This is a genomic window from Ruegeria sp. CDSA079 (assembly GCF_059612245.1).
Genome location: NZ_JBXWQF010000002.1, coordinates 172,680 through 193,560 on the forward strand (window position 1 = coordinate 172,680; position 20,881 = coordinate 193,560).

The 20,881-nt window shown below is 57.5% G+C and carries 18 protein-coding genes; 12 read left to right on the forward strand and 6 right to left on the reverse strand.

The features are described from left to right. Positions 1–97 precede the first annotated feature (97 nt). Positions 98–1,291 (forward strand): kynureninase, encoded by a 1,194-nt coding sequence (kynU, locus tag AC2FJZ_RS02960; protein WP_496776011.1) that lies wholly within the window; start codon positions 98–100, stop codon positions 1,289–1,291. On the opposite strand, the gene AC2FJZ_RS02965 is transcribed toward kynU, so the two are convergent. Beyond that, on the reverse strand, positions 1,284–1,862 hold the full coding sequence (locus AC2FJZ_RS02965) for a TetR/AcrR family transcriptional regulator (RefSeq protein WP_496667831.1): 579 nt from the start codon (positions 1,860–1,862) through the stop codon (positions 1,284–1,286). The two genes, kynU and AC2FJZ_RS02965, sit on opposite strands and share 8 nt — an antisense overlap. 99 nt (positions 1,863–1,961) lie before the next feature. Between AC2FJZ_RS02965 and AC2FJZ_RS02970 the strand changes: the two genes are divergently transcribed. Together AC2FJZ_RS02970 and AC2FJZ_RS02975 are read left to right on the forward strand one after the other, a co-directional pair. After that, positions 1,962–2,426 carry a (2Fe-2S)-binding protein gene (locus tag AC2FJZ_RS02970; RefSeq protein WP_496776012.1) on the forward strand — a complete coding sequence of 155 codons (465 nt, stop codon included), beginning with the start codon at positions 1,962–1,964 and terminating at the stop codon, positions 2,424–2,426. Positions 2,427–2,429: 3 nt separating this feature from the next. Next, positions 2,430–4,670, forward strand: coding sequence for a xanthine dehydrogenase family protein molybdopterin-binding subunit (locus AC2FJZ_RS02975; protein WP_496776013.1), 2,241 nt, complete (start codon positions 2,430–2,432; stop codon positions 4,668–4,670). Positions 4,671–4,717: 47 nt separating this feature from the next. On the opposite strand, the gene AC2FJZ_RS02980 is transcribed toward AC2FJZ_RS02975, so the two are convergent. The 3 genes from AC2FJZ_RS02980 to AC2FJZ_RS02990 form a co-directional block, all read right to left on the reverse strand. Further along, on the reverse strand, positions 4,718–5,497 hold the full coding sequence (locus tag AC2FJZ_RS02980; RefSeq protein WP_496776014.1) for a gamma-glutamyl-gamma-aminobutyrate hydrolase family protein: 780 nt from the start codon (positions 5,495–5,497) through the stop codon (positions 4,718–4,720). A 223-nt stretch (positions 5,498–5,720) separates the two neighbouring features. Then, the gene (locus AC2FJZ_RS02985) at positions 5,721–6,146 is read right to left on the reverse strand and encodes a GlcG/HbpS family heme-binding protein (protein ID WP_496667827.1); all 426 of its coding nucleotides are present in this window, start codon (positions 6,144–6,146) and stop codon (positions 5,721–5,723) included. A gap of 75 nt (positions 6,147–6,221) precedes the next feature. Then, the gene (locus tag AC2FJZ_RS02990; RefSeq protein WP_496776015.1) at positions 6,222–8,357 is read right to left on the reverse strand and encodes a malate synthase G; all 2,136 of its coding nucleotides are present in this window, start codon (positions 8,355–8,357) and stop codon (positions 6,222–6,224) included. 208 nt (positions 8,358–8,565) lie between these two features. Here AC2FJZ_RS02990 and pepN point away from each other — a divergent pair, with 208 nt between their 5' ends. From pepN to cysK, 7 genes are all read left to right on the forward strand, one after another. Beyond that, entirely contained in the window at positions 8,566–11,118 is a 2,553-nt protein-coding gene (gene pepN, locus AC2FJZ_RS02995; RefSeq protein ID WP_496776016.1) for an aminopeptidase N, read from the forward strand. Then, complete coding sequence (locus tag AC2FJZ_RS03000) at positions 11,115–11,543, forward strand: hypothetical protein (RefSeq protein WP_496776017.1); 429 nt, start codon at positions 11,115–11,117, stop codon at positions 11,541–11,543. The genes pepN and AC2FJZ_RS03000 overlap by 4 nt, the downstream gene beginning before the upstream one ends. Before the next feature lie 129 nt (positions 11,544–11,672). Beyond that, entirely contained in the window at positions 11,673–12,932 is a 1,260-nt protein-coding gene (locus AC2FJZ_RS03005) for a hypothetical protein (protein WP_496776018.1), read from the forward strand. 81 nt (positions 12,933–13,013) lie between these two features. Beyond that, positions 13,014–14,582, forward strand: coding sequence for an Asp-tRNA(Asn)/Glu-tRNA(Gln) amidotransferase subunit GatB (gatB, locus tag AC2FJZ_RS03010; protein WP_496776019.1), 1,569 nt, complete (start codon positions 13,014–13,016; stop codon positions 14,580–14,582). Between the two features lie 147 nt (positions 14,583–14,729). After that, complete coding sequence (gene pepT / locus AC2FJZ_RS03015) at positions 14,730–15,986, forward strand: peptidase T (protein ID WP_496776020.1); 1,257 nt, start codon at positions 14,730–14,732, stop codon at positions 15,984–15,986. Positions 15,987–16,066: 80 nt separating this feature from the next. Continuing rightward, positions 16,067–16,486 (forward strand): DUF4177 domain-containing protein, encoded by a 420-nt coding sequence (locus AC2FJZ_RS03020; protein ID WP_496667820.1) that lies wholly within the window; start codon positions 16,067–16,069, stop codon positions 16,484–16,486. A gap of 329 nt (positions 16,487–16,815) precedes the next feature. Further along, on the forward strand, positions 16,816–17,892 hold the full coding sequence (cysK, locus tag AC2FJZ_RS03025) for a cysteine synthase A (RefSeq protein ID WP_496776021.1): 1,077 nt from the start codon (positions 16,816–16,818) through the stop codon (positions 17,890–17,892). 12 nt (positions 17,893–17,904) lie between these two features. Here cysK and AC2FJZ_RS03030 read toward each other — a convergent pair whose 3' ends face one another. Continuing rightward, positions 17,905–18,159: a BolA family protein gene (locus AC2FJZ_RS03030; RefSeq protein WP_496667818.1), complete on the reverse strand. Its 255-nt coding sequence runs from the start codon at positions 18,157–18,159 to the stop codon at positions 17,905–17,907. A 107-nt stretch (positions 18,160–18,266) separates the two neighbouring features. On the opposite strand from AC2FJZ_RS03030, the gene AC2FJZ_RS03035 reads away from it, so the two are divergent. Together AC2FJZ_RS03035 and AC2FJZ_RS03040 are read left to right on the forward strand one after the other, a co-directional pair. Further along, complete coding sequence (locus tag AC2FJZ_RS03035) at positions 18,267–18,893, forward strand: J domain-containing protein (protein ID WP_050602819.1); 627 nt, start codon at positions 18,267–18,269, stop codon at positions 18,891–18,893. Positions 18,894–19,030: 137 nt separating this feature from the next. Next, positions 19,031–19,579 (forward strand): NYN domain-containing protein, encoded by a 549-nt coding sequence (locus AC2FJZ_RS03040; RefSeq protein WP_496667816.1) that lies wholly within the window; start codon positions 19,031–19,033, stop codon positions 19,577–19,579. 154 nt (positions 19,580–19,733) lie between these two features. Here the strand turns inward: AC2FJZ_RS03040 and AC2FJZ_RS03045 are convergent, their stop codons facing one another. Next, on the reverse strand, positions 19,734–20,579 hold the full coding sequence (locus AC2FJZ_RS03045; protein ID WP_496776022.1) for a Hint domain-containing protein: 846 nt from the start codon (positions 20,577–20,579) through the stop codon (positions 19,734–19,736). Positions 20,580–20,881: the final 302 nt, after the last annotated feature.

Consider the following 20,881-nt stretch of genomic DNA (forward strand, 5'->3'; position numbering starts at 1 on the left):
ATGGCAAAAGACCAGTATGTCGCATCGATAGACACGCATCTGAGGATGGGCTACCTCAGAAGCAAGCACATGAAATTTCACAAATTAGCGAGCCTTCATGACCGACTTTGCAGCAACCAAAGCCATGTTCGACCTGCCCGAGGGTGTGATCTATCTGGACGGCAACTCATTGGGCCCTCTGCCCAAATCCGCAACCTCGCGGGTGCAGGAGATGCTGACAAACGAATGGGGTCAGATGTTGATCACCGGTTGGAACAAGGCCGGGTGGATGGGTCTGCCCACCGGGCTGGGTGACCGCATCGGCCGCCTAATCGGTGCCGAACAAGGCAGCGTCGTCACGGGCGACACCTTGTCGATCAAGGTCTATCAGGCCGTGGCCGCCGCGCTCGAGCTCAACCCGACCCGCAAGGTTGTCCTGTCAGATAACGGCAACTTCCCGTCGGACCTGTATATGGCGGATGGTCTGCTGCGCTCGCTGGGCGAAGACCGTGAATTGCGCGTTGTAGACCCCGAAGACGTTGCCGATGCGATCACAGAAGAGGTCGCGGTTTTGATGCTGACCGAGGTGGATTACCGCTCGGGTCGAATGCATGACATGAAAGCGCTGACCGAACTGGCCCATGCTAACGGGGTGGTGACGGTCTGGGATCTGGCCCATTCCGCCGGGGCAATTCCGGTCGATCTTGCAGGCTGCAATGCCGACTTCGCTGTGGGCTGCACGTATAAGTACCTCAACGGCGGCCCCGGCGCACCAGCGTTTATCTATGTCGCACCGCGACTGGCTGGTACGGTGCGACCGGCTTTGTCTGGCTGGCTGGGTCACGAATCCCCCTTTGCTTTTGACCTGGACTATCGCCCCGGCAACGGGATTGAGCGGATGCGCGTGGGCACACCCCCCGTGATCCAGATGACGGCCTTGTCTGCGGCCATGGATATCTGGGATATGGCAGAGATGGCGGATGTTCGCGCGAAGTCTATTGACCTGACTGAGCTGTTCATCAGCCGCGTCGAGGCATCCTGCCCCGATTTGCAATTGGCCAGTCCTAGAACGCCAGAGGACCGCGGCAGCCAGGTTTCATTCCGCTTCAAAGAAGGATATGCCGCGATGCAGGCCCTGATCGCCCGGGGTATGATTGGCGATTTCCGCGCGCCTGACATTATGCGCTTTGGCTTTACACCGCTCTATATCGACGAGGGCGACGTGATCCAAGCGACGGAAATTCTGGCCGATGTGATGCAGAACAAACTGTGGGACGCGCCGGAATACAAAGTCCGCCAGCGCGTTACCTGACTTCAAGCCCGGCGCCGAAAAGGGCAGCAACCTGTGCCACTTGTTGTTCATAGACCTCGGCCCCGGCGCCGATCAGCTTTAACCCTTTGAGCGTGGCCGTAATCGTTCGGCCCGTCTCTGACGCGTCGGCCCGCAAATGCACACGGCCCGCCTTTTCCTCTTGCGTCAGCCAATCCGTGTAAAGCCCGGCCAGTTTAGCCTCGCCCGCCGCGATGATTTCAGAAGACAGGGACTTGGTGTTGTCCAGCATCTCAAGCCCGTGAGGTGAGGCCAGAATTCTAGCCATCCCGTCAGTCTGCGCCTGAACCGCTCGGGTCAATACCTCGGGCACCGAACCCTTTGTCGCCAGCGCCTGCGCCACCGCGACGCTTTTTTCGGCATAGTATAACTCGGTCAGTTTGCTGACGATCGCCTCTTTGTTCTTGTAGTGCAGATAGACCGCAGGTCGCGACATCCCCGCCCCACGCGCGATATCGTCCATCGAGGTCTTTCGGTACCCATAAGTGGAAAAGGCTTGAAACGCCGAATTCAGGATCGCCTTTTGCCGTGCATCGTCACTTGAATCTTTCATATCAAAAGCACTGACATTTATTGTTTAAATTGTCAATTGACATCCTGACACTTTAAACTCATTATGTCAGAAATAAGCCACAGCAACAAGAGGTGCGCCATGGCGACGGCCCTGAAGATCAACGGAAAGCAACATCAGGTGGATCTGCCTGATGACGTCCCCCTGCTCTGGGTTCTGCGGGATGAGGTCGGTTTGACCGGCACCAAATTCGGCTGTGGCGTGGCCGCTTGCGGGGCATGTACTGTTCATATCGACGGTGAGGCCGTACGTTCTTGTCAGGTGGCGCTGTCGGATGTCTGGGGTGACGTAACCACAATCGAAGGCATCGGCTCGCCAGACTCGCTGGCCGCGATTCAACAGGCCTGGGTCGATCATCAGGTGGCGCAATGCGGTTACTGCCAATCCGGACAGATCATGCAGGCCGTAGCTTTGCTGGCTGAAAACCCTTCACCCACCGATGCCGATATTGATGACGCAATGCAGGGCAACCTTTGCCGCTGTGGCACCTACCCCCGAATTCGTGCAGCAATTCACGACGCTGCCGGCAAGCTGAAGGAGGTATAAGTCATGGGTAAAGTTGGAAAAATCCTCCGTCGCACGTTTCTGATTGGCTCTGCCGCGATTGTCGGCGGTGTGGCCTTTGGCGCCTATTACGTCACCCGTCCTGCCGCCAATCCGCTGAAACCCGGCGAAGGTGAAGCGGCACTGAACCCTTTTGTGCTTATTGACCAGAATGGTGTTACCCTGTTTGCCCCGCGCGCTGAAATGGGTCAGGGCGTGAAAACCACTTGGGCCGCTCTGATTGCCGAAGAACTCGACGTCGATCTGGACCAGATCACCGTTCTGCATGGTCCGGCTGCAGCGGCTTATTACAACTCTGCCCTGGTGGGTGAGGGGCTGCCCAACAAAGGGTATGACATCTCGAACTTCCAGCACAATCTGGGTGAGGCATTGGGTGTTCTGGGTAAGGCGCTCAGCCTGCAAGTCACTGGCGGTTCGACGTCTATGAAAGACGGGTTCGAGAGGATGCGACACGCCGGTGCTTCGGCCCGCGAAACTCTGAAACGCGCGGCCGCAGACCGTCTGGGCGTTGACCCTTCGGACCTGCAAACGGCCTCGGGCCACGTCATTGCCCCTAACGGCGACAAGATCGCCTATTCCGATCTGGCCATCGAAGCAGCCGGATTGGAACCGGTGGACGTGCCTTTGCGCGATCCGTCCGAATGGCGCTATCTGGGCCGGACCCAACCGCGTCTGGACATGACGGGAAAGGTGACCGGCACGGCCGAATTCGGCGTCGATGTTCGCCTGCCGGGCATGAAATTCGCCAGCGTGCGCATGAATCCCAAACTGGGCGGCGCGATGAATGGCTTTGATGACAGTGCTGCCCAATCCATGCCGGGGGTCGAGAAGATTGTCGATCTGGGCACAGGTGTCGCCGTGATCGCCAACAACACTTGGCTGGCAAACCAGGCAGTTGAGGCCATCGATGTTGATTGGGGCGATGCGCCCTATCCGCCAGAAACCGACGGCATCTTTGCCAAGATAGCCGAGGCGTTCGACGACGCCCCGAACTCGACCATGCGAAACGTTGGCGATGTCGGCGTGACCCCCGAGGGCGCGACCGAAATCACCGCCGAATACCAAGTGCCCTATCTCGCCCACGCCACGATGGAGCCTATGAACGCCACCGCGCTTTATACCGGAAACGCCGTTGAGCTGTGGTGCGGCAACCAGGCCCCGACCCTGATCCAGTTCCGTGTTGCGAACACCGCCAATCTGGACACCGAAGCAGTGCAAATTCACACCACCTATCTTGGTTGCGGATTTGGCCGTCGGGGTGAGCTGGACTTTGGTGAGATCGCCACCAAGGTCGCCATGGCAATGCCCGGCACGCCGGTTCAAACGACCTGGAGCCGCGAAGAAGACATGCGTCATGACTATTACCGCCCCGGTGCTATCGCCCGGATGCGCGGCGCGGTTCAGGACGGCAAAGCCGTGCTGATTGACGGCAAGCTGGCGGCGCAGTCCTGCACGCAGCAGGCGGTCGAGCGCTACACCGGCTTCCCCGGCGGTGGCCCCGACAAAGTATTGGTCGAAGGGTTCTTCAACCAACCCTACGCCGTGCCAAACTACCGCATGAGTGGTCATATCGCTGATCTGGCCGTTCCGGTGGGCTTTTGGCGCTCGGTCGGTAACAGCCACAATGGTTTCTTCCATGAGACCTTCATGGATGAAATGGCCCACGCCGCAGGGCGCGACCCACTGGATTTCCGGCTTGAGCTGATGAAGACCGAACATGCCCCCTCCGCCGGATGCCTTGAAGCCGTGAAGCAGATGTCGGGCTGGACTGGCAAAACGCCTGAAGGCGTTGGCCGGGGCGTTGCCTTCAGCTACAGCTTTGGCACACCCGTGGCGCAAGTGATCGAAGTCGTCGACGAAGACGGAACCATCCGCATCAATAAGGCATGGATCGCCTGTGACATAGGGCTGGCGCTGGATCCTGACAACGTCAAGGCGCAGATGTTCGGCGGCATGATGTATGGTTTGTCCGCAGCGTGCTATGGCGAGATCACCTTTTCAGATGGTGAAGCTGAACAGTTCAACTTCCCCGACTATGACGCCCTTCGCATGCATACTGCCCCGCAGGTCGAGGTGCGCGTTCTCGAGACCAACCGCCACATGGGTGGCGCAGGTGAGCCAGGCACGCCCCCTTCGATGCCAGCGCTCGGAAATGCCCTGTTTGATCTGACCGGAGAACGCGCCCGCAGCCTGCCACTGATCAATCAGTTCAACCTGCTGGTTTGATCGCAAATCGCCGGTCCGTCCTCCCCTCGGCGGGCCGGCGTAAAAAACTACGCAGTTTTCTGGAACACCTGCGCGCCCGTCCCCCTGGACCAGGCTTGGACCGCAGAACCAAACGCCTCGAACAAGGGGCGTGACACCGGGTCATTGATCGCATCCCATTCAGGGTGCCACTGAACGGACAGTGTAAAGCCAGGCGCATCTTTTATATATATCGCCTCGGGCGTGCCATCGGGCGCGTGACCGTCGATAACGACACGTTCACCAATGGTCTTGATGCCCTGCCCGTGCAGCGTGTTGGTCATGACCTCGGTTGCGCCAAACAGGTCATGGAACACACCGCCTTCATCCAGTTTCACCACATGTCGAAGCGCAAACTTCTCTTCCAGCGTGCCTTCAGGCGGCATGCGGTGGTTCATTCGCCCCGGAAGATCCCGAATTTCAGGATAAAGCGTTCCACCCATCGCCACGTTGACCTCTTGAAACCCTCGGCAGATGCCTAGGAACGGTTGGCCACGCTCGACACAGGCCCGAACCAGCGGCAGTGTGATGGCGTCGCGCGCCCGGTCGAAATCTCCATGTGCTTCGGTTTCGGGCTCGCCGTACTCCTCAGGATGTACATTGGGGCGACCGCCGGTCAGCAGAAAGCCGTCGCAGACCTTCAGCAACTCATCGACCGTCACATATCGGGGATCAGCAGGGATCAGCAGCGGCAGGCATCCCGACACATTGGCCACCGCATCCGAGTTCATCGTCCCACCCGCATGTGTCGGGTATTGGTCATTCATGAGATACGAGTTGCCGATGATACCGACGACGGGACGAGACATTCTGCTTTCCTTATTGTTCCAGCGATTAACATGGAAGCTACCGGCAGCCTCTCAGACGTGCAAGAATACACGCCCTGCGTGACAGCGCAGGGGCGTGTTCAGGTGCGCACAGCTCAGTTCCGAAATTTTCCCAAAAGAGGGGGGGGGGATTTCCCCCTATATGTCACAGACTTGGGAAATTATCCCAATTACCGACGATCTTCAGGATGAAATACTCGGAGAATTAGACCTCACCAATCAGACCTGCCGTCTCAATGCCCGCCATTGCAGCAATTGCATCATTGTCCGAGGTGTCCCCTGTCACGCCGACAGCCCCGATAACAGCGCCTTTCCGGTCACGCAGCAGAACACCGCCCGGAACCGGCACAACCTGCCCGCCATAGACGCCATTCACTGCGGCCATGAAATATGCCTGCGCCTCGGCGCGCTGCATCTGCGCGGTCCCCGCCATGCCCAACATGACCGAACCATAGGCTTTGCCGTGCGCAATCGCGAAACGGCCCGGGGCGGCACCGTCTTCACGCTCGAACGCGATGACATGACCGCCCGCATCCAGAACCACGGCAGACAGAGGCTTCAGCTCCATCTCGCGCCCTTTTTCCAGCGCCTTACGAATGATGGTGCGCGCCTTGCGCAAAGAAATAGCCATCCTTAATTCCTTTCATCTGTCCAAGATAATATTGGGATACGATAAGGGATACCCTCTCGCTCCCTCCAGTTCCGTTTAAGCCTGACTTGCTTTCAACTCCAGACGACGGGCGTGCAAAACAGGCTCAGTATAGCCCGAGGGCTGAACCCGCCCTTTGAACACCAGATCACAGGCCGCCTGAAAGGCAATGCCATCAAATCCCGGCGCCATAGGCGTATAGCTGGGGTCGTTTTCGTTCTGGCGATCCACGACGGCCGCCATTTTCTGCATCGCTGCCATCACTTGCGCCTCGTCCACGACGCCATGATGCAGCCAGTTTGCCAACGCCTGAGATGAAATCCGGCAGGTGGCGCGGTCTTCCATAAGTCCGACATCGTTAATGTCCGGCACCTTGGAACAGCCGACGCCCTGATCGACCCAGCGCACTACATATCCCAGAATGCCCTGTGCGTTATTCTCAAGCTCGCGAGTGATCTCATTTTCACTCAAATTGCGTCCACCCAACAGTGGAATGGTCAACAGATCAACCAGAGTACCGCGCGCGCCTACGGCAGCAAGCTCATCCTGTCGGGCCAGCACATCAACCTTGTGGTAATGCGTTGCATGCAGGGTCGCGGCGGTCGGCGACGGTACCCAGGCGCAGGTCGCGCCAGACATCGGGTGCCCGATCTTGGCCTCCAGCATGTCGCCCATGCGATCCGGCATCGCCCACATGCCTTTACCGATCTGCGCCTTACCTTTCAGGCCGCAGGCCAGACCGATATCGACATTGCGGTCCTCGTAAGACGCGATCCAAGGCGTATTCTTGATGTCGCCCTTAGGCAGCATTGGACCGGCTTCCATCGAGGTATGGATCTCATCGCCGGTCCGGTCCAAAAACCCGGTGTTGATGAAGGCCACGCGTGACTTAGCCGTCCGAATACATTCCTTGAGATTGGCAGACGTGCGCCGCTCTTCATCCATGATACCCAGCTTTACGGTGTTGCGGGGCAAACCAAGAATGTCTTCCACCATGTCGAATATCTCGACCGAGAACGCAACTTCCTCGGGCCCGTGCATCTTGGGCTTGACCACATAGACCGAACCTTCGACCGAGTTGCCGCCTTCGCGCTTTAGATCGTGCATGGCGATCAGCGTGGTGCAGAGCGCATCCATCAGCCCTTCGCCAATCTCGCGCCCTTCGGCATCCAGCACAGCCGGGTTACTCATAAGGTGACCTACATTGCGCACCAGCATCAGCGAACGGCCTTTCAGCGTGGCCTGCCCCCCCGACGGCGCGGTGAAGCTCAGGTCGTCCGCAAGCTTACGGGTGAACGTGGTACCGGCTTTAGTAACCTCTTCGGTCAGGTCGCCCTTCATCAGGCCCAGCCAATTTCCGTAGGCGACAACTTTGTCAGCGGCATCGACACAAGCCACCGAATCCTCGCAATCCATGATCGTCGACAACGCCGATTCCAACCGGACGTCTGCGATACCGGCGGGATCGGTTGCGCCAATATTGCTGGACGCATCGATGATGATCTGGATGTGCAGGCCATTGTTTTTCAACAGCACAAAATCCGGCTCGTCAGCCGAACCACCAAACCCTGCAAATTGTGCAGGATTGCCCAGCGCCGGGACCAACCCTCCATCTTTCACTGTCAGGTTGGACACGTCCGCCCAGGACCCGGATGCCAGTGGTACAGCCTCATCCAAAAAGGCCTTGGCCCATTCGATCACGCGCGCCCCACGCGCCGTGTCATAGCCACCGCTCGTTGGCAGATCCCCCATTGCGTCGGTCCCATAGAGCGCGTCGTACAGGCTGCCCCAGCGCGCGTTGGCTGCGTTCAATGCAAAGCGCGCGTTTGTGATCGGCACCACAAGTTGCGGTCCAGGAGTCAGCGCGATCTCGGGGTCAACATTAGTTGTTTCGACCTCAAAGCTGTCCCCTTCCTGGACCAGATAGCCGATTTCTTTCAGGAAAGTTTGATACTCGGCGGGATCAATCGCCTGCCCCTTGCGGGCCATATGCCAACCGTCGATACGGCTTTGAATTTCGGACCGCCTCGCCAGAAGGTCGCGGTTCTTTGGCCCAAGCTCGTTTACCAGCCGCGCCAAACCTGTCCAGAACTGCTGCGGCGACACTCCCGTTCCCGGCAGTGCCTGCGTCTCGATAAACTCTGCCAAAATCGGATCGATCTGCAGCCCGTTCAGGGTGTGTCTGTCCGTCATATTCCTGCTCTCCCGCGATTGTGTGCCACTGTATGCTTTGGTGCATTTAGGCCGAAAGTTTCCTATAGGCAACTTGTTCGCTTGATTTGCTGCATTTGGTCTGCCCTTGAGGTTGCTTCAAATCAGCAAAGGAATGGCGCAGGCCAGTTGCAGCCCCTGACCGAAGCCCCTAACGTCGCGCCAAACCCGTACGGATACGAGGCCACAAATGCGCGACGCTGCCCCCACAACAATTTACCTGAAAGACTACACGCCGTTTGGCTATCTGGTGGACAACGTGCACCTGACATTTGACCTTGCAGACCACGCCACCCGTGTCACATCGCGCATCGCATTTCGCCCAAACCCCGATGCCACAGACCGGACGTTCTTTCTGCACGGGGAAGATCTGACGCTGATCCGCGCCTCGGTCAATGGCGCAGAGATCACGCCGGACGTGACCGACAAGGGCCTGACCGCCGCCGTGCCAGATGCGCCGTTCATCTGGGAGGCCGAGGTTGAGATAGACCCCGGCAACAACACCGCATTGGAAGGGCTTTACATGTCAAACGGCATGTACTGCACCCAGTGCGAGGCGGAAGGCTTCCGCAAGATCACCTACTACCCCGATCGCCCGGACGTGATGTCCACCTTCACCGTGTGCATCAACGGCGACCTTCCCGTACTTCTGTCCAACGGCAACCCGTCTGGCAAGGGCGAAGGCTGGGCCGAATGGACCGACCCGTGGCCCAAACCGGCCTATCTATTTGCTCTGGTTGCAGGTGACCTGATCGCCCATCCCGGCAAATTCACCACCAAGTCGGGCCGCGATGTCGAGTTGAACCTGTGGGTCCGTCCCGGTGATGAGGGCAAATGCGCCTTCGGAATGGAAGCCCTGAAAAAGTCGATGAAATGGGACGAGGACGTCTATGGCCGCGAATACGATTTGGACGTGTTCAACATTGTCGCTGTGGACGATTTCAACATGGGCGCAATGGAGAACAAAGGGCTGAACATCTTCAACTCATCAGCTGTTCTGGCCAGCCCCGAAACCTCGACCGACGCGAATTTCGAACGCATCGAAGCCATTATCGCGCACGAGTATTTCCACAATTGGACGGGCAACCGCATCACCTGCCGCGACTGGTTTCAGCTGTGTCTGAAAGAAGGGCTGACGGTTTTCCGCGATGCTCAGTTCACATCCGACATGCGCTCGGCCCCGGTGAAACGCATCCATGACGCCATCGACCTGCGCGCACGACAATTCCCCGAAGACAACGGCCCTCTGTCGCACCCGGTGCGGCCCGAGAGTTTTCAAGAGATCAACAATTTCTACACCGCGACGGTCTATGAGAAAGGCGCCGAGGTGATCGGGATGCTGAAACGGCTGGTTGGCGATGATGCCTATACCAAGGCACTGGACCTGTACTTTGACCGCCATGATGGTCAGGCCTGCACCATCGAGGACTGGATCAAGGTCTTCGAAGACACCACGGGCCGCGATCTGACTCAATTCAAACGCTGGTACAGCCAATCGGGAACGCCGCGCGTCACGGTTTCAGAAGACTGGACAGACGACACCTATACTCTGACGTTGAAGCAGCAAACCGAGCCAACGCCGGGGCAGAATGAAAAGCATCCTCAGGTGATCCCGGTTGCCGTGGGCCTGTTGGGGGCCAACGGTGATGAGGTCCGTCCAACCGAAGTGTTGCAACTGACCCAAGCTGAGCAGAGCTTTCAGTTCACCGGACTGACTGCAAAACCCACGCCCTCGATCCTGCGCGATTTTTCAGCGCCGGTGATCCTTGAGCATGACGTCAGCAACGCCGCGCGTGCTTTTCTGTTGGCCCATGACACCGATCCCTTCAACCGCTGGCAGGCCGGGCGGTCGTTGGCGCAAAATGCATTGCTGCGGATGATCCTGGATGAGGCCGCGCCGGATGCCGATTACCTTGACGGGTTGCTGGCTGTGCTGCGCGATGGCGAACTGGATCCGGCCTATCGGGCCTTGATGCTGGGACTGCCGACGCAGTCCGAACTGGCGGCGACCCTGCATGAGCGCGGCCACACCCCCGATCCGATGATGATCTGGACCTCGGTTGAGACACTGCGGCAGGCCACGGCCCAGCACGTACAGGATCTGTTGCCCCGGCTGCACAGCGAAGCCTTGGTGGATGGCCCCTATGTGCCAGATGCCGCGCAATCCGGCAAACGCGCGCTTGGCAGCGCAGCACTGGCGCTGACCACCCGACTGGATGGCGGGGCAATGGCGGCTGGGGCGTATGCCAAAGCAGATAACATGACCCTGCAACTGACCGCTCTGTCCTGCCTGCTGCGCGCACGCAAGGGTGAGGCCGAGCTGACCGCGTTCTATGATCAGTGGCAACATGACCGCCTTGTTATGGACAAATGGTTTGGCCTTCAGGTGGCAATGGCTGCACCCGAGGCGACCGCCGACGTGGCGCAGGCCTTGACCCAACATTCCGATTTCAATTGGAAGAACCCGAACCGTTTCCGTGCCGTTATGGGTGCGCTGGCGATGAACCACGCCGGGTTCCATCAGCCTGACGGAGCCGGCTATGCCCTGCTGGCTGATTGGCTGATCCGGCTGGATCCGTTGAACCCGCAAACCACAGCGCGCATGTGTTCGGCTTTTCAAACGTGGAAACGGTATGATGCCAATCGTCAGGACATGATGCGTGCGCAGCTTTCCCGTATTGCGGAAACCCAAAACCTGTCGCGTGATACCAGTGAAATGGTGTCGCGTATCCTCGGCGCATGACGGAGTACACCTTCGCCCGCCAGAACCGGAACACGCGGACACTGGTCATTCTGGCCAGCGTCTATGCCGGTTTGATGGCTCTGGTCGTGTTGTTTGATGCCGCATGGTGGATCGTGTGGTTACTGGCTTTGGTCACCCTGCCCGCGGTTTGGGATGTGGTTCAGAACACGCGCGCAGGCGTTCAGATGGATCAGAACGCCATACGCTGGTTTACTGGCAAGCGTCAGGGCGAAGTCATGCTGCGGGATATCGATTTCTTCCGTTTTGACACCCGCTGGGACTTTTCCGTGCGCGTCTCAATCATTTTGCAATCCGGCAAGCGAATCCGTCTACCTGATGAGTCGCTTCCCCCGCACCACGATCTGGAATCCATTCTGACGGAAGCCGGGTTCCGTATAGAGCGCCATCATTTCACTGTTTTCTGAAACACTGAACCTCTGATCGGGGAATTGGACACCAAAACCGAAATCTGTTAAGTATTTATCTTGATCTGAGCTCGATATCTCGCCAGATTTAACAAACGTTCAGTGTTTTTACAGTTTTTGAGTTTCGCCATGTTTCGGTCTTTCAGGGCATTGTTTGCCCCATCCTTAACCACCCCAACCCCCGCCGCACCAGATGTGTGCGCGACACAATCCGCGTTGGCTGCCGCTTTGCCCGAGCAAGGGCAGCTCAACATTCCGGTTGCGCAAACGGGTGGTGATAACCTGATCGGCCATTCCACAATCGAACATGGGCGTTACCTGGCCAGACAGGATCGTTGGGAAGACCTGTCACAGGAGATGCGCGCCGCTGATCAGGATCGTGCCGCCGTATCGGATGGGATGCCAATTGCCGATCTTCTGGCATTTGGAGCCAGATCAGATGTGGTTCTGGCTGCGGAACATGCACTAACGGATGGCAAGGCCATTTCGGATTACGACCTGCTGGGAGGCATATCTGAGCTTGAAGGCGAGATGTCGGACAATCCGGATGATCCCATGATTGCTGCCGTTGTGGCCCTTGCCCATATCGATCTGGCCTGGGCGTGGCGCGGAACGGCCTCGGACGCGGCGCTGCCGCCGTTGCACCGGTCGCGCTGTGCGGCCCATTTTGACCGGGCTGCGTCGATCTTGCCGAAATGCCGTACCGACGCCCCGGACAGCCCGTTGATTGCTGCGGCAAGCTGCGCGCTTTTGGCCGGTCAACGCCGATCCAACGCGCGTGTGTCCGACGAATACGAGCGCCTGATCACGCTGGATCCACGCAACCAACGGCACATGCGCGCCATGGGCAGCCATCTGTTGCCCCGGTGGTTCGGAAGCTACGAAGAGCTGGAATTGCAAGCGCTGCGCACTGCGGCCCGGACCCAAGACGTATGGGGCGCGGGCGGCTACACCTGGGTTCAGTTCGATGCCATCGCGTTGGATGAAGAAGCCTGCGCGCGCGTTGATGTCGAATATTTCCTGGACGGTTTGCGCGACATCGTGCGGCTGCAACCCGATCAGCAAATGATCAATATGATGTCGGCCTATTGCGCGATCACCATCCAGAACGGCCAGAGCCAGAACGAACAAGCCGATCAGTTCCGCGCGCAAATGCGCGAGACGGCAAACTGGCTGATCCGCGACCACCTGACCGAGTTGCACCCCCTGATCTGGGCCCACGCGACCGCAGGGTTCAACAACTCGGTGCGCATCAATTCGCCCGAGCGGTTTGCGGCGCGTGGGCAGCGGGATGCATTGCGGGCCATCTCGGATCTGTTCCGGGATGAACTGCGCAGTGGTATGGATGTGACGTTCACACCATCGGGCCTGCAGTTTTCCCAGAACTAAAAGCGTCAGGATTCCCCCTTGCCCCTAGGCCCAGCCGGGCCTAATACGCAGGCTTAGACTTCTGCGGAAATGAGGCGCGCCATGCTCGATCTGACATACGAAATGCCCAAACCCAAGACCATTGCCGGGGCCAAGCACGACTGGGAACTGGTAATCGGGATGGAGGTGCACGCTCAGGTCTCATCCAATGCCAAACTGTTTTCCGGCGCGTCCACCCAATTCGGCGCTGAACCGAACTCGAACGTGGCCTTTGTGGACGCGGCGATGCCGGGGATGCTGCCTGTGATCAACGAATACTGCGTGGAACAGGCTGTGCGCACCGGGCTGGGCCTGAAAGCGGATATCAACCTGAAATCGGCGTTCGACCGCAAGAACTATTTCTACCCCGACCTGCCGCAGGGGTATCAGATCTCCCAGCTGTATCATCCGATTGTGGGTGAAGGTGAAGTACTGGTTGAGATGGGTGACGGCACCGCACGTATGGTCCGTATTGAACGTATCCATATGGAGCAGGATGCCGGCAAGTCGATCCACGACATGGACCCGCATATGTCCTTCGTGGACCTGAACCGAACCGGTGTCTGCCTGATGGAAATCGTGTCGCGCCCCGACATCCGGGGCCCGGAAGAGGCAGCCGCCTATATCGTCAAGCTGCGCCAGATCCTGCGCTATCTGGGCACCTGTGATGGCAACATGCAGAACGGCAACCTGCGGGCGGACGTCAACGTCTCGATCTGCTTGCCCGGCGCCTATGAAAAATATCAGGAAACGCAGGATTTCTCGCATCTCGGCACCCGCTGCGAAATCAAGAACATGAACTCGATGCGCTTTATTCAGCAAGCGATCGAGGTCGAAGCCCGCCGACAGATCGCCATCGTCGAAGGTGGTGGCAAGGTCGATCAGGAAACCCGCCTGTATGACCCGGACAAGGGCGAGACCCGCTCGATGCGGTCCAAGGAAGAAGCGCATGATTATCGCTATTTCCCTGACCCGGACCTGTTGCCGCTGGAGATCGAGCAGGCATGGGTCGACGACATCGCCGCCAAACTGCCCGAATTGCCCGACGAGAAAAAGGCGCGTTTTATCAATGACTTCGGCCTGACCGACTATGACGCTTCGGTGCTGACGGCGGAGGTCGAGGCCGCTGATTTCTTCGAATCCACAATTGAAAGAGTGAACCGTGATCCAAAGTGGAAGGTGAAGTCGCCACAACACGGAAATGGCTTTCTAATTGACGCAAAGGGTATTGCCAACTGGATTATCAACGAACTGTTTGGGCGGCTGAACAAAGAGGGCCATGACATCACTGAAAGTCCGGTTACACCCGAGCAATTGGCTAAAATCATATTGCTGATTGCCGAGGGTGATATCTCGGGCAAAATCGCGAAAGACCTGTTCGAGATCGTCTATACCGAAGGTGGCGATCCAGCACAGATCGTTGAAGAACGCGGCATGAAACAGGTGACCGATACTGGCGCCATTGAGGCTGCTTTGGACGAGATCATCGCCGCCAACCCGGCGCAGGTTGAGAAGGCCAAAGTGAACCCGAAACTGGCGGGCTGGTTTGTCGGTCAGGTCATGAAAGCGACCGGAGGCAAAGCGAACCCAAAGGCTGTGAACGAACTGGTCAGCAAAAAGCTTGGGTCGTAAAACTATCAATTTGTGCAGGTCAGGCATCGTCAAGTGTCGGAATTGGACAAACGGTTTTCTCACGAAATCTTAAGACTTGGGGTCAAGCCATCGGCTTGACTTCCCACTGTTCGCGCCCTTTCCTCCGCCACAGAGAGGTTAGGTATCATGCAGAACAGATTTGATCAGGAACTCCAAGACCGGCTGATGCGTTACGCAGCCATTGACAGTCAGAGTGACGAGACATCCCCCACAACCCCAAGCACGCATATCCAGTTCGACATGCTGAACCTTTTGCGCGATGAACTGACCCAGATCGGCGCGCAAGATGTCGAGATTACAGGCGACAGCGTGGTGGTTGCGACCATTCCCGGAACCGCTCCGGGGCCGACGGTGGGCTTTCTGGCCCATGTCGATACGGCTCCTCAGTTCAACGCAACCGGCGTCAAACCGCGGGTGATCAAGGGATATAACGGCGGCGATATCTCATTCCCTGACGATCCCGAACTGGTTTTGTCACCGGAAGAAAACCCTTATCTGGCCGAGAAGATTGGCCATGACCTGATTACCGCTTCGGGCACGACCCTGTTGGGTGCAGACGACAAGGCGGGCGTGTCAATCCTGATGACCATGGCGCGGCACCTGATCGAAAACCCGGATATTTCGCACGGACCGATCCGCATTGCCTTTACACCGGATGAAGAAATCGGGCGCGGTGTGACCGAACAGCTGCCCAAGGATCTGGGCGCGGATTTCGCCTATACTCTGGATGGCCAGGAAGTGGGTGAGATCGAGTATGAAAGCTTCTCGGCTGACCGCGCGGTGATCAGGATCGAAGGTGTTTCGATCCATCCCGGACTGGCCAAGGAAAAGATGGTGAACGCGGCACATTTGGCGGCAAAGATCGTGCAGACGTTGCCGCAGGCCACCATGACGCCAGAAACCACCGACGGGCGCGACGGGTTTATCCATGTCACCGACATGAATGGCGGCTCGTCCACGATGGAAATCAAGCTGATCCTGCGTGATTTCGAAATGGAGGCCCTCGAGTCGCAGCGCAACATCGTACGTCAGGTCTGCGCTGCCGTGCAGGCCACCGAACCACGCGCGACCATCACCTGCGACATCAGCCATCAGTATCGCAACATGCGCTATTGGCTGGAAAATGACATGACGCCGGTGGATCTGGCCCGCGATGCCTGCCGCGAGTTGGGGATTGAGCCGCTGTCTGTCCCGATCCGAGGCGGCACCGACGGGTCGCGCCTGACCGAGTTCGGCACCCCCTGCCCCAACATCTTCACCGGGATGCAGTGCATTCACGGACCGATGGAGTGGATTTCGGTGCAGGACATGGCACTGGCGACCGAACTGTGCCTGTCGGTTGTGGCTAAGGCGGCACAGGCGGACGGGAATAGTCAGGGCTGAAAACCGCCAGTTGGGCAACGGCTCTTTCACCCGGGGATCAGCGTGTTAAGTTGGCGCGAACAGGTGTTTAGGAACAGTTGATGCAGCGCTACGAATACAAGGTGATCCCCGCCCCGCAAAAAGGCGTCAAAGCAAAGGGCGTTAAAACGGCTGAGGGCCGCTTTGCGGTTTCGGTCGAGCAGGTTCTGAACCAGATGGGTCAGGACGGCTGGGAATATCAGCGCGCCGAGTTGCTACCCAGCGAAGAGCGCACGGGCCTGACCGGGTCGACCACGAACTGGCGTAACGTTCTGGTGTTCCGCCGCGTCGTGGCCGAAGAAATAGATGCTGCAGAGGTCGGCGGGGCGCCTGAGATGGATGACACCCCTCTGGCCCAACCGATTCCGGGCCCCGACGAAGTGCAGGCCCCTCAACCAATTGCGGCCGAGGCGGATGAACCGCCCTTGTCATTGAAACGGTCCGATGAAGCACCCGAGGCCGACGACACCTCAAAAACCTGACATTTTATGGAAGGGTTTAGGATCTGCTCCACCACACCTGGCCCTGCCATTCCAGAAAATTAATAGATATTAGATAGATACCAACCGTTTCTGCCACTGTATGCCTACCGACATCAGTAATTTTTGGTGTTCCGGCGTGTGATTCTATGTATGCCGGTCACGCATAACCGAAACCGGCACATCCCCGTGCATGTGCTCGCAGCACGCAGCACAGCAGTACCTAAAAGCTGGCTGCGATTAGAGCGAACACAGTACTCACGATCGGAAAAAAGGAATTTCACCCAAGAATTCTGTGGCATGTTAACCGAACAACCTGGAGGGACATCGAAATGGCTATTCGACAGACGCAAGGGCGGGAACGCCTGTATGACAGCATCCTGGAAACGGTGGGTGACACGCCGTGCATCCGGGTCAACCGGATCGCGCCGGATCATGTGACTGTTTACGTGAAGTTCGAAGCCTTCAACCCGGCCGGTTCGGTCAAGGACAGGCTGGCGCTGAATATTATCGAAGCGGCGGAACGCGACGGACGATTGAAGCCCGGTCAGACCGTTGTCGAAGCGACCTCGGGCAATACCGGAATCGGCCTTGCCATGGTTTGCGCCGCCAAGGGCTATCCGCTGGTAGTGACGATGGCTGAAAGCTTTTCGGTCGAACGGCGCAAGCTGATGCGTTTTCTGGGCGCAAAGGTGGTTCTGACTCCCAAAGCGCAGAAAGGGTTTGGCATGTACACCAAAGCCAAGGAACTGGCCGAGGAAAACGGGTGGTTCCTTGCCAGCCAGTTCGAGACCTCTGCCAATGCCGATATCCATGAAAACACGACGGCGCGGGAAATCCTTGCCGATTTCGAGGGGGAACGGCTGGATTATTGGGTGACGGGCTACGGCACCGGCGGCACCGTTTCCGGTGTTTCCCGTGTGTTGCGGCAAGAAAGACCCGACACGAAGATCATTCTGACCGAACCGGCCAACGCCGCGATTGTGTCATCCGGGTACGTTAACACTCGAAACGGCGATCATCAGCCCACCGAAAGCCACCCCAATTTCGAACCGCACCCGATTCAGGGATGGACGCCCGACTTTATTCCTTGGGTTCTGCAGGAAGCCATCGACAATTCCTATTACGATGAACTGACCCCTGTTTCCGGACCTGAGGGAATCGAATGGTCGCGTCGCCTTGCCTCGGAGGAAGGCATTTTCACTGGTATCTCTGGCGGATCAACATTTGCAGTGGCGATGAATCTGGCAGAAACCGCGCCAGAAGGGTCTGTCATACTGGTCATGCTGCCGGATACGGGTGAGCGTTATCTTTCGACCCCCTTGTTCGATGGAATCGAAGAGGGCATGACGAAAGAAGAATATGCAATCTCGGCCTCGACACCTTCCGCGCAGATGAGCGCCGACTGACGTCAGAAGGGCTCAGGCGCCGATATCCAACGCCAGCGCATGGATTCGAGGTACGATGTCGCCCAACGCCTTGTGCACGGCACGGTGGCGGGCGACGCGAGATTGGCCCTCGAACACAGCGGCACGGATGCGGACGTTAAAGTGGCTTTCACCACCGTCCTGATAGCCCGCGTGGCCGCGATGGCTTTCGCTGTCATCAATCACCTCAAGCTCGCGCGGGTCAAAGGCGGCTTGCAGGCGGGTTCGGATTTCGTCGGTCACGCTCATTTTTTAGCTCAGCGGCAAAAATTTTACCGCTCCCCTCTTCTACTTTCGGCTGCTTAGACTAAACTGCTGCCTCCGAGTCGAAAAGATGCGTTCGTAAGGATTAGAGCATGGCGAAGTCAGACCCCTTCGGATTCGATATGTCCGTTTCCAGCGCCAAGAAGAAGAATCCGCGCGGGCGCCGGGGCATGTCGGGCGCATCCGAAACCTCGGTGCGCATTTGTGATCACCCGGGATGCGAAGAGCCTGGCAAGTTTCGCGCGCCCAAAGCGCCGGATGTGCTGGATGACTTCTTCTGGTTCTGCCAGCAGCATGTGCGCGAATATAACCAGAAATGGAACTTCTTCGACGGCACCACCGAGGCCGAACTGAACGCGCAGCGGTCGAAAGACAAGGTGTGGGAGCGTGAGACCAAGCCGATGGGCGACCCCGAAGCCCGCGCGTGGGCCCGCCTGGGGATCGAAGACCCGCATCAGGTGCTGGGCGCCAACAGCACCCAGAACAAAGGCCGTACCGGTGGCGGTGGCGGACGTCGCTTGCCGCCCACCGAGCGTCGTGCGATTGAAATTCTCGAAGCCAATGACAGCTGGACCAAGGCCGAGGTGCGCAAGGCATACAAGAAGCTGATCAAAGTGCTTCACCCGGACATGAACGGTGGCGACCGCAGCCAGGAAGAACAGCTGCAGGAAGTCGTCTGGGCTTGGGACCAGATCAAGGACAGCCGGAACTTCAAATAAATCCACGATCCGACAGCTGTTGCCTTGTGTGTACACAGCTTGGACCGATTACAATCAAGCCCGCTGGAAACCTTGTTCAAATCCCGCAATAGTGGTGGAGTTTGAACACGGGTTTCAACGGAGCAGCCGCTGTGCGTATGCCATACCTCCTCTTGCTTTTTTCGCTGGGCGTTTATTTCGCAGCCCCGTTTCTTCCACCTGAATTCGCGTTCACCCGGGCTCTGAGCCTCCTGTTTATCGTCATCAGCCTGCTCTGGGGGCTGCGCGCGTGGCTCAGGTGGCGCAAGGCGAACACATGGATCATCGTGGATGGGTCCAACGTGATCCATTGGAAAGAGGGCCAGCCGGATCTGGGCACATTGCGGCTGGTGCTGTCGGCCCTGAAGACAGCCGGGTTCAAACCGGGCGTCGTGTTCGATGCAAATGTCGGCTACAAGCTCGAGGGCGAATACATGAACGACCGGGCGCTGAGCCGCGCTTTGGGCCTGCGTGCCAGGCAGGTCATGATCGCCCCCAAGGGCACGCCAGCGGATCCTTTGATTTTGCAGGCATCGCGGGACAGCAAGGCATGCATTGTCACAAATGATCGGTTCAAGGATTGGGTGGACGAGTTTCCGGATGTTTTGAAAGCGGACCGCCTTGTGAAAGGTGGCTTTCGCAACAATGAGCTTTGGTTTTCGCTATGACCATGAAATTGTTGATTCAAAGCCGAAAGACACAAAGCCCATGTGAACTGCTCGGATGCAGAATCTAGCGGCCAGTCTGAGGAAGAGTTGCGACCCGATTTTGTTTGGCCGAAGGATCAGTTCAAGGTCAGGCAGAATTTCAACTAGACAGGCTTTAATCCGGATACGTACTTCGCAATGCAATTGCTTCCCGGCGCTTCAAGCAAACTAAGCGAGTTTGTGGGGACACTGTCGAGTGACCACTTAACTCCGAAAATAGCGTTAGCAACTCTTTTACGTCTTCGCGGTGGAAGGATTTCAGCGCTATATCACCCAGAAATAAACTTTCAGTTGGCAAACCGTTGGACATCAGTATTGCGTGGCGACAGCAAGCAATGTGGTAGTACGTGACTGGCTCATTGAAATAAACCTGACGAATGGTTTTGTCGTTCACCAGATGGATTGCTGCGGCAAAGACCCTCGACTCTCCGTAAAACAGTTCTGCGCGCCATCCTTCCAGAACAATTCTGTGTTGCGGAGATACGTACAAATCGCGGTGAGGAATGCCTTCTCCCAATGCTCCCTTTTGGATGCAAACGGGGTGCAATTGAGGGTTGCGCTTCAAATCCTCCGCGCTCAGGGTCTTTTCTCCAATCCATTCAATAGGCAGCAGATCACCGCTGGAAAGGCGCACTTTATCCCCAACTGACAGATCCTCGACAGCGCAATACCCTTTTTCGGTCGCTATCATAGTGCCTTTAACGAAACACGGCACAGTTCCAGCGGGAAGCGCGACGGTCGCTATAAGAGAGTCGTTATTCCCATTACCAGGACCCGTAGACGCGAATATTTCGACGGTCAGCTGCGTGTTGGTAGGAATGAAGGTGCCAGGGGTGAGGTCGATAGTTAAAACCCCGCTCGACGAAATCGATACAGAATAATCTGAAGGGTTCAATCCTCCTGTCCCCGTAACAACAACACTCCATGAAGCTCCGGCCTTGGTCGCGGTGTATTGTTGCATAACCGAAGACGACCCACTGGGGATTGCGATTGAAGAAGGGCCTAGAATTGTTAGAGCCATTCGAACTTTTTCCGTTAACCAACACCGAGAGCAGATTATACATGAACATATCGCCAATTTAACCTATTATATTTTGTTATTGCAATTTTGAGATATGTGGTAGCTTTCAGGCTGCGCGTCTCAAAGGCAAAACATCCCTTTTTTGGGTTTGAGCCGAAAGTCACGAGCCTCGTCGCGCTATGCCGATAAGGCCAGTTTCAAAGAAACATCCCCTCAGCGTTTCCGCGCTGCCTCTTTCCCTT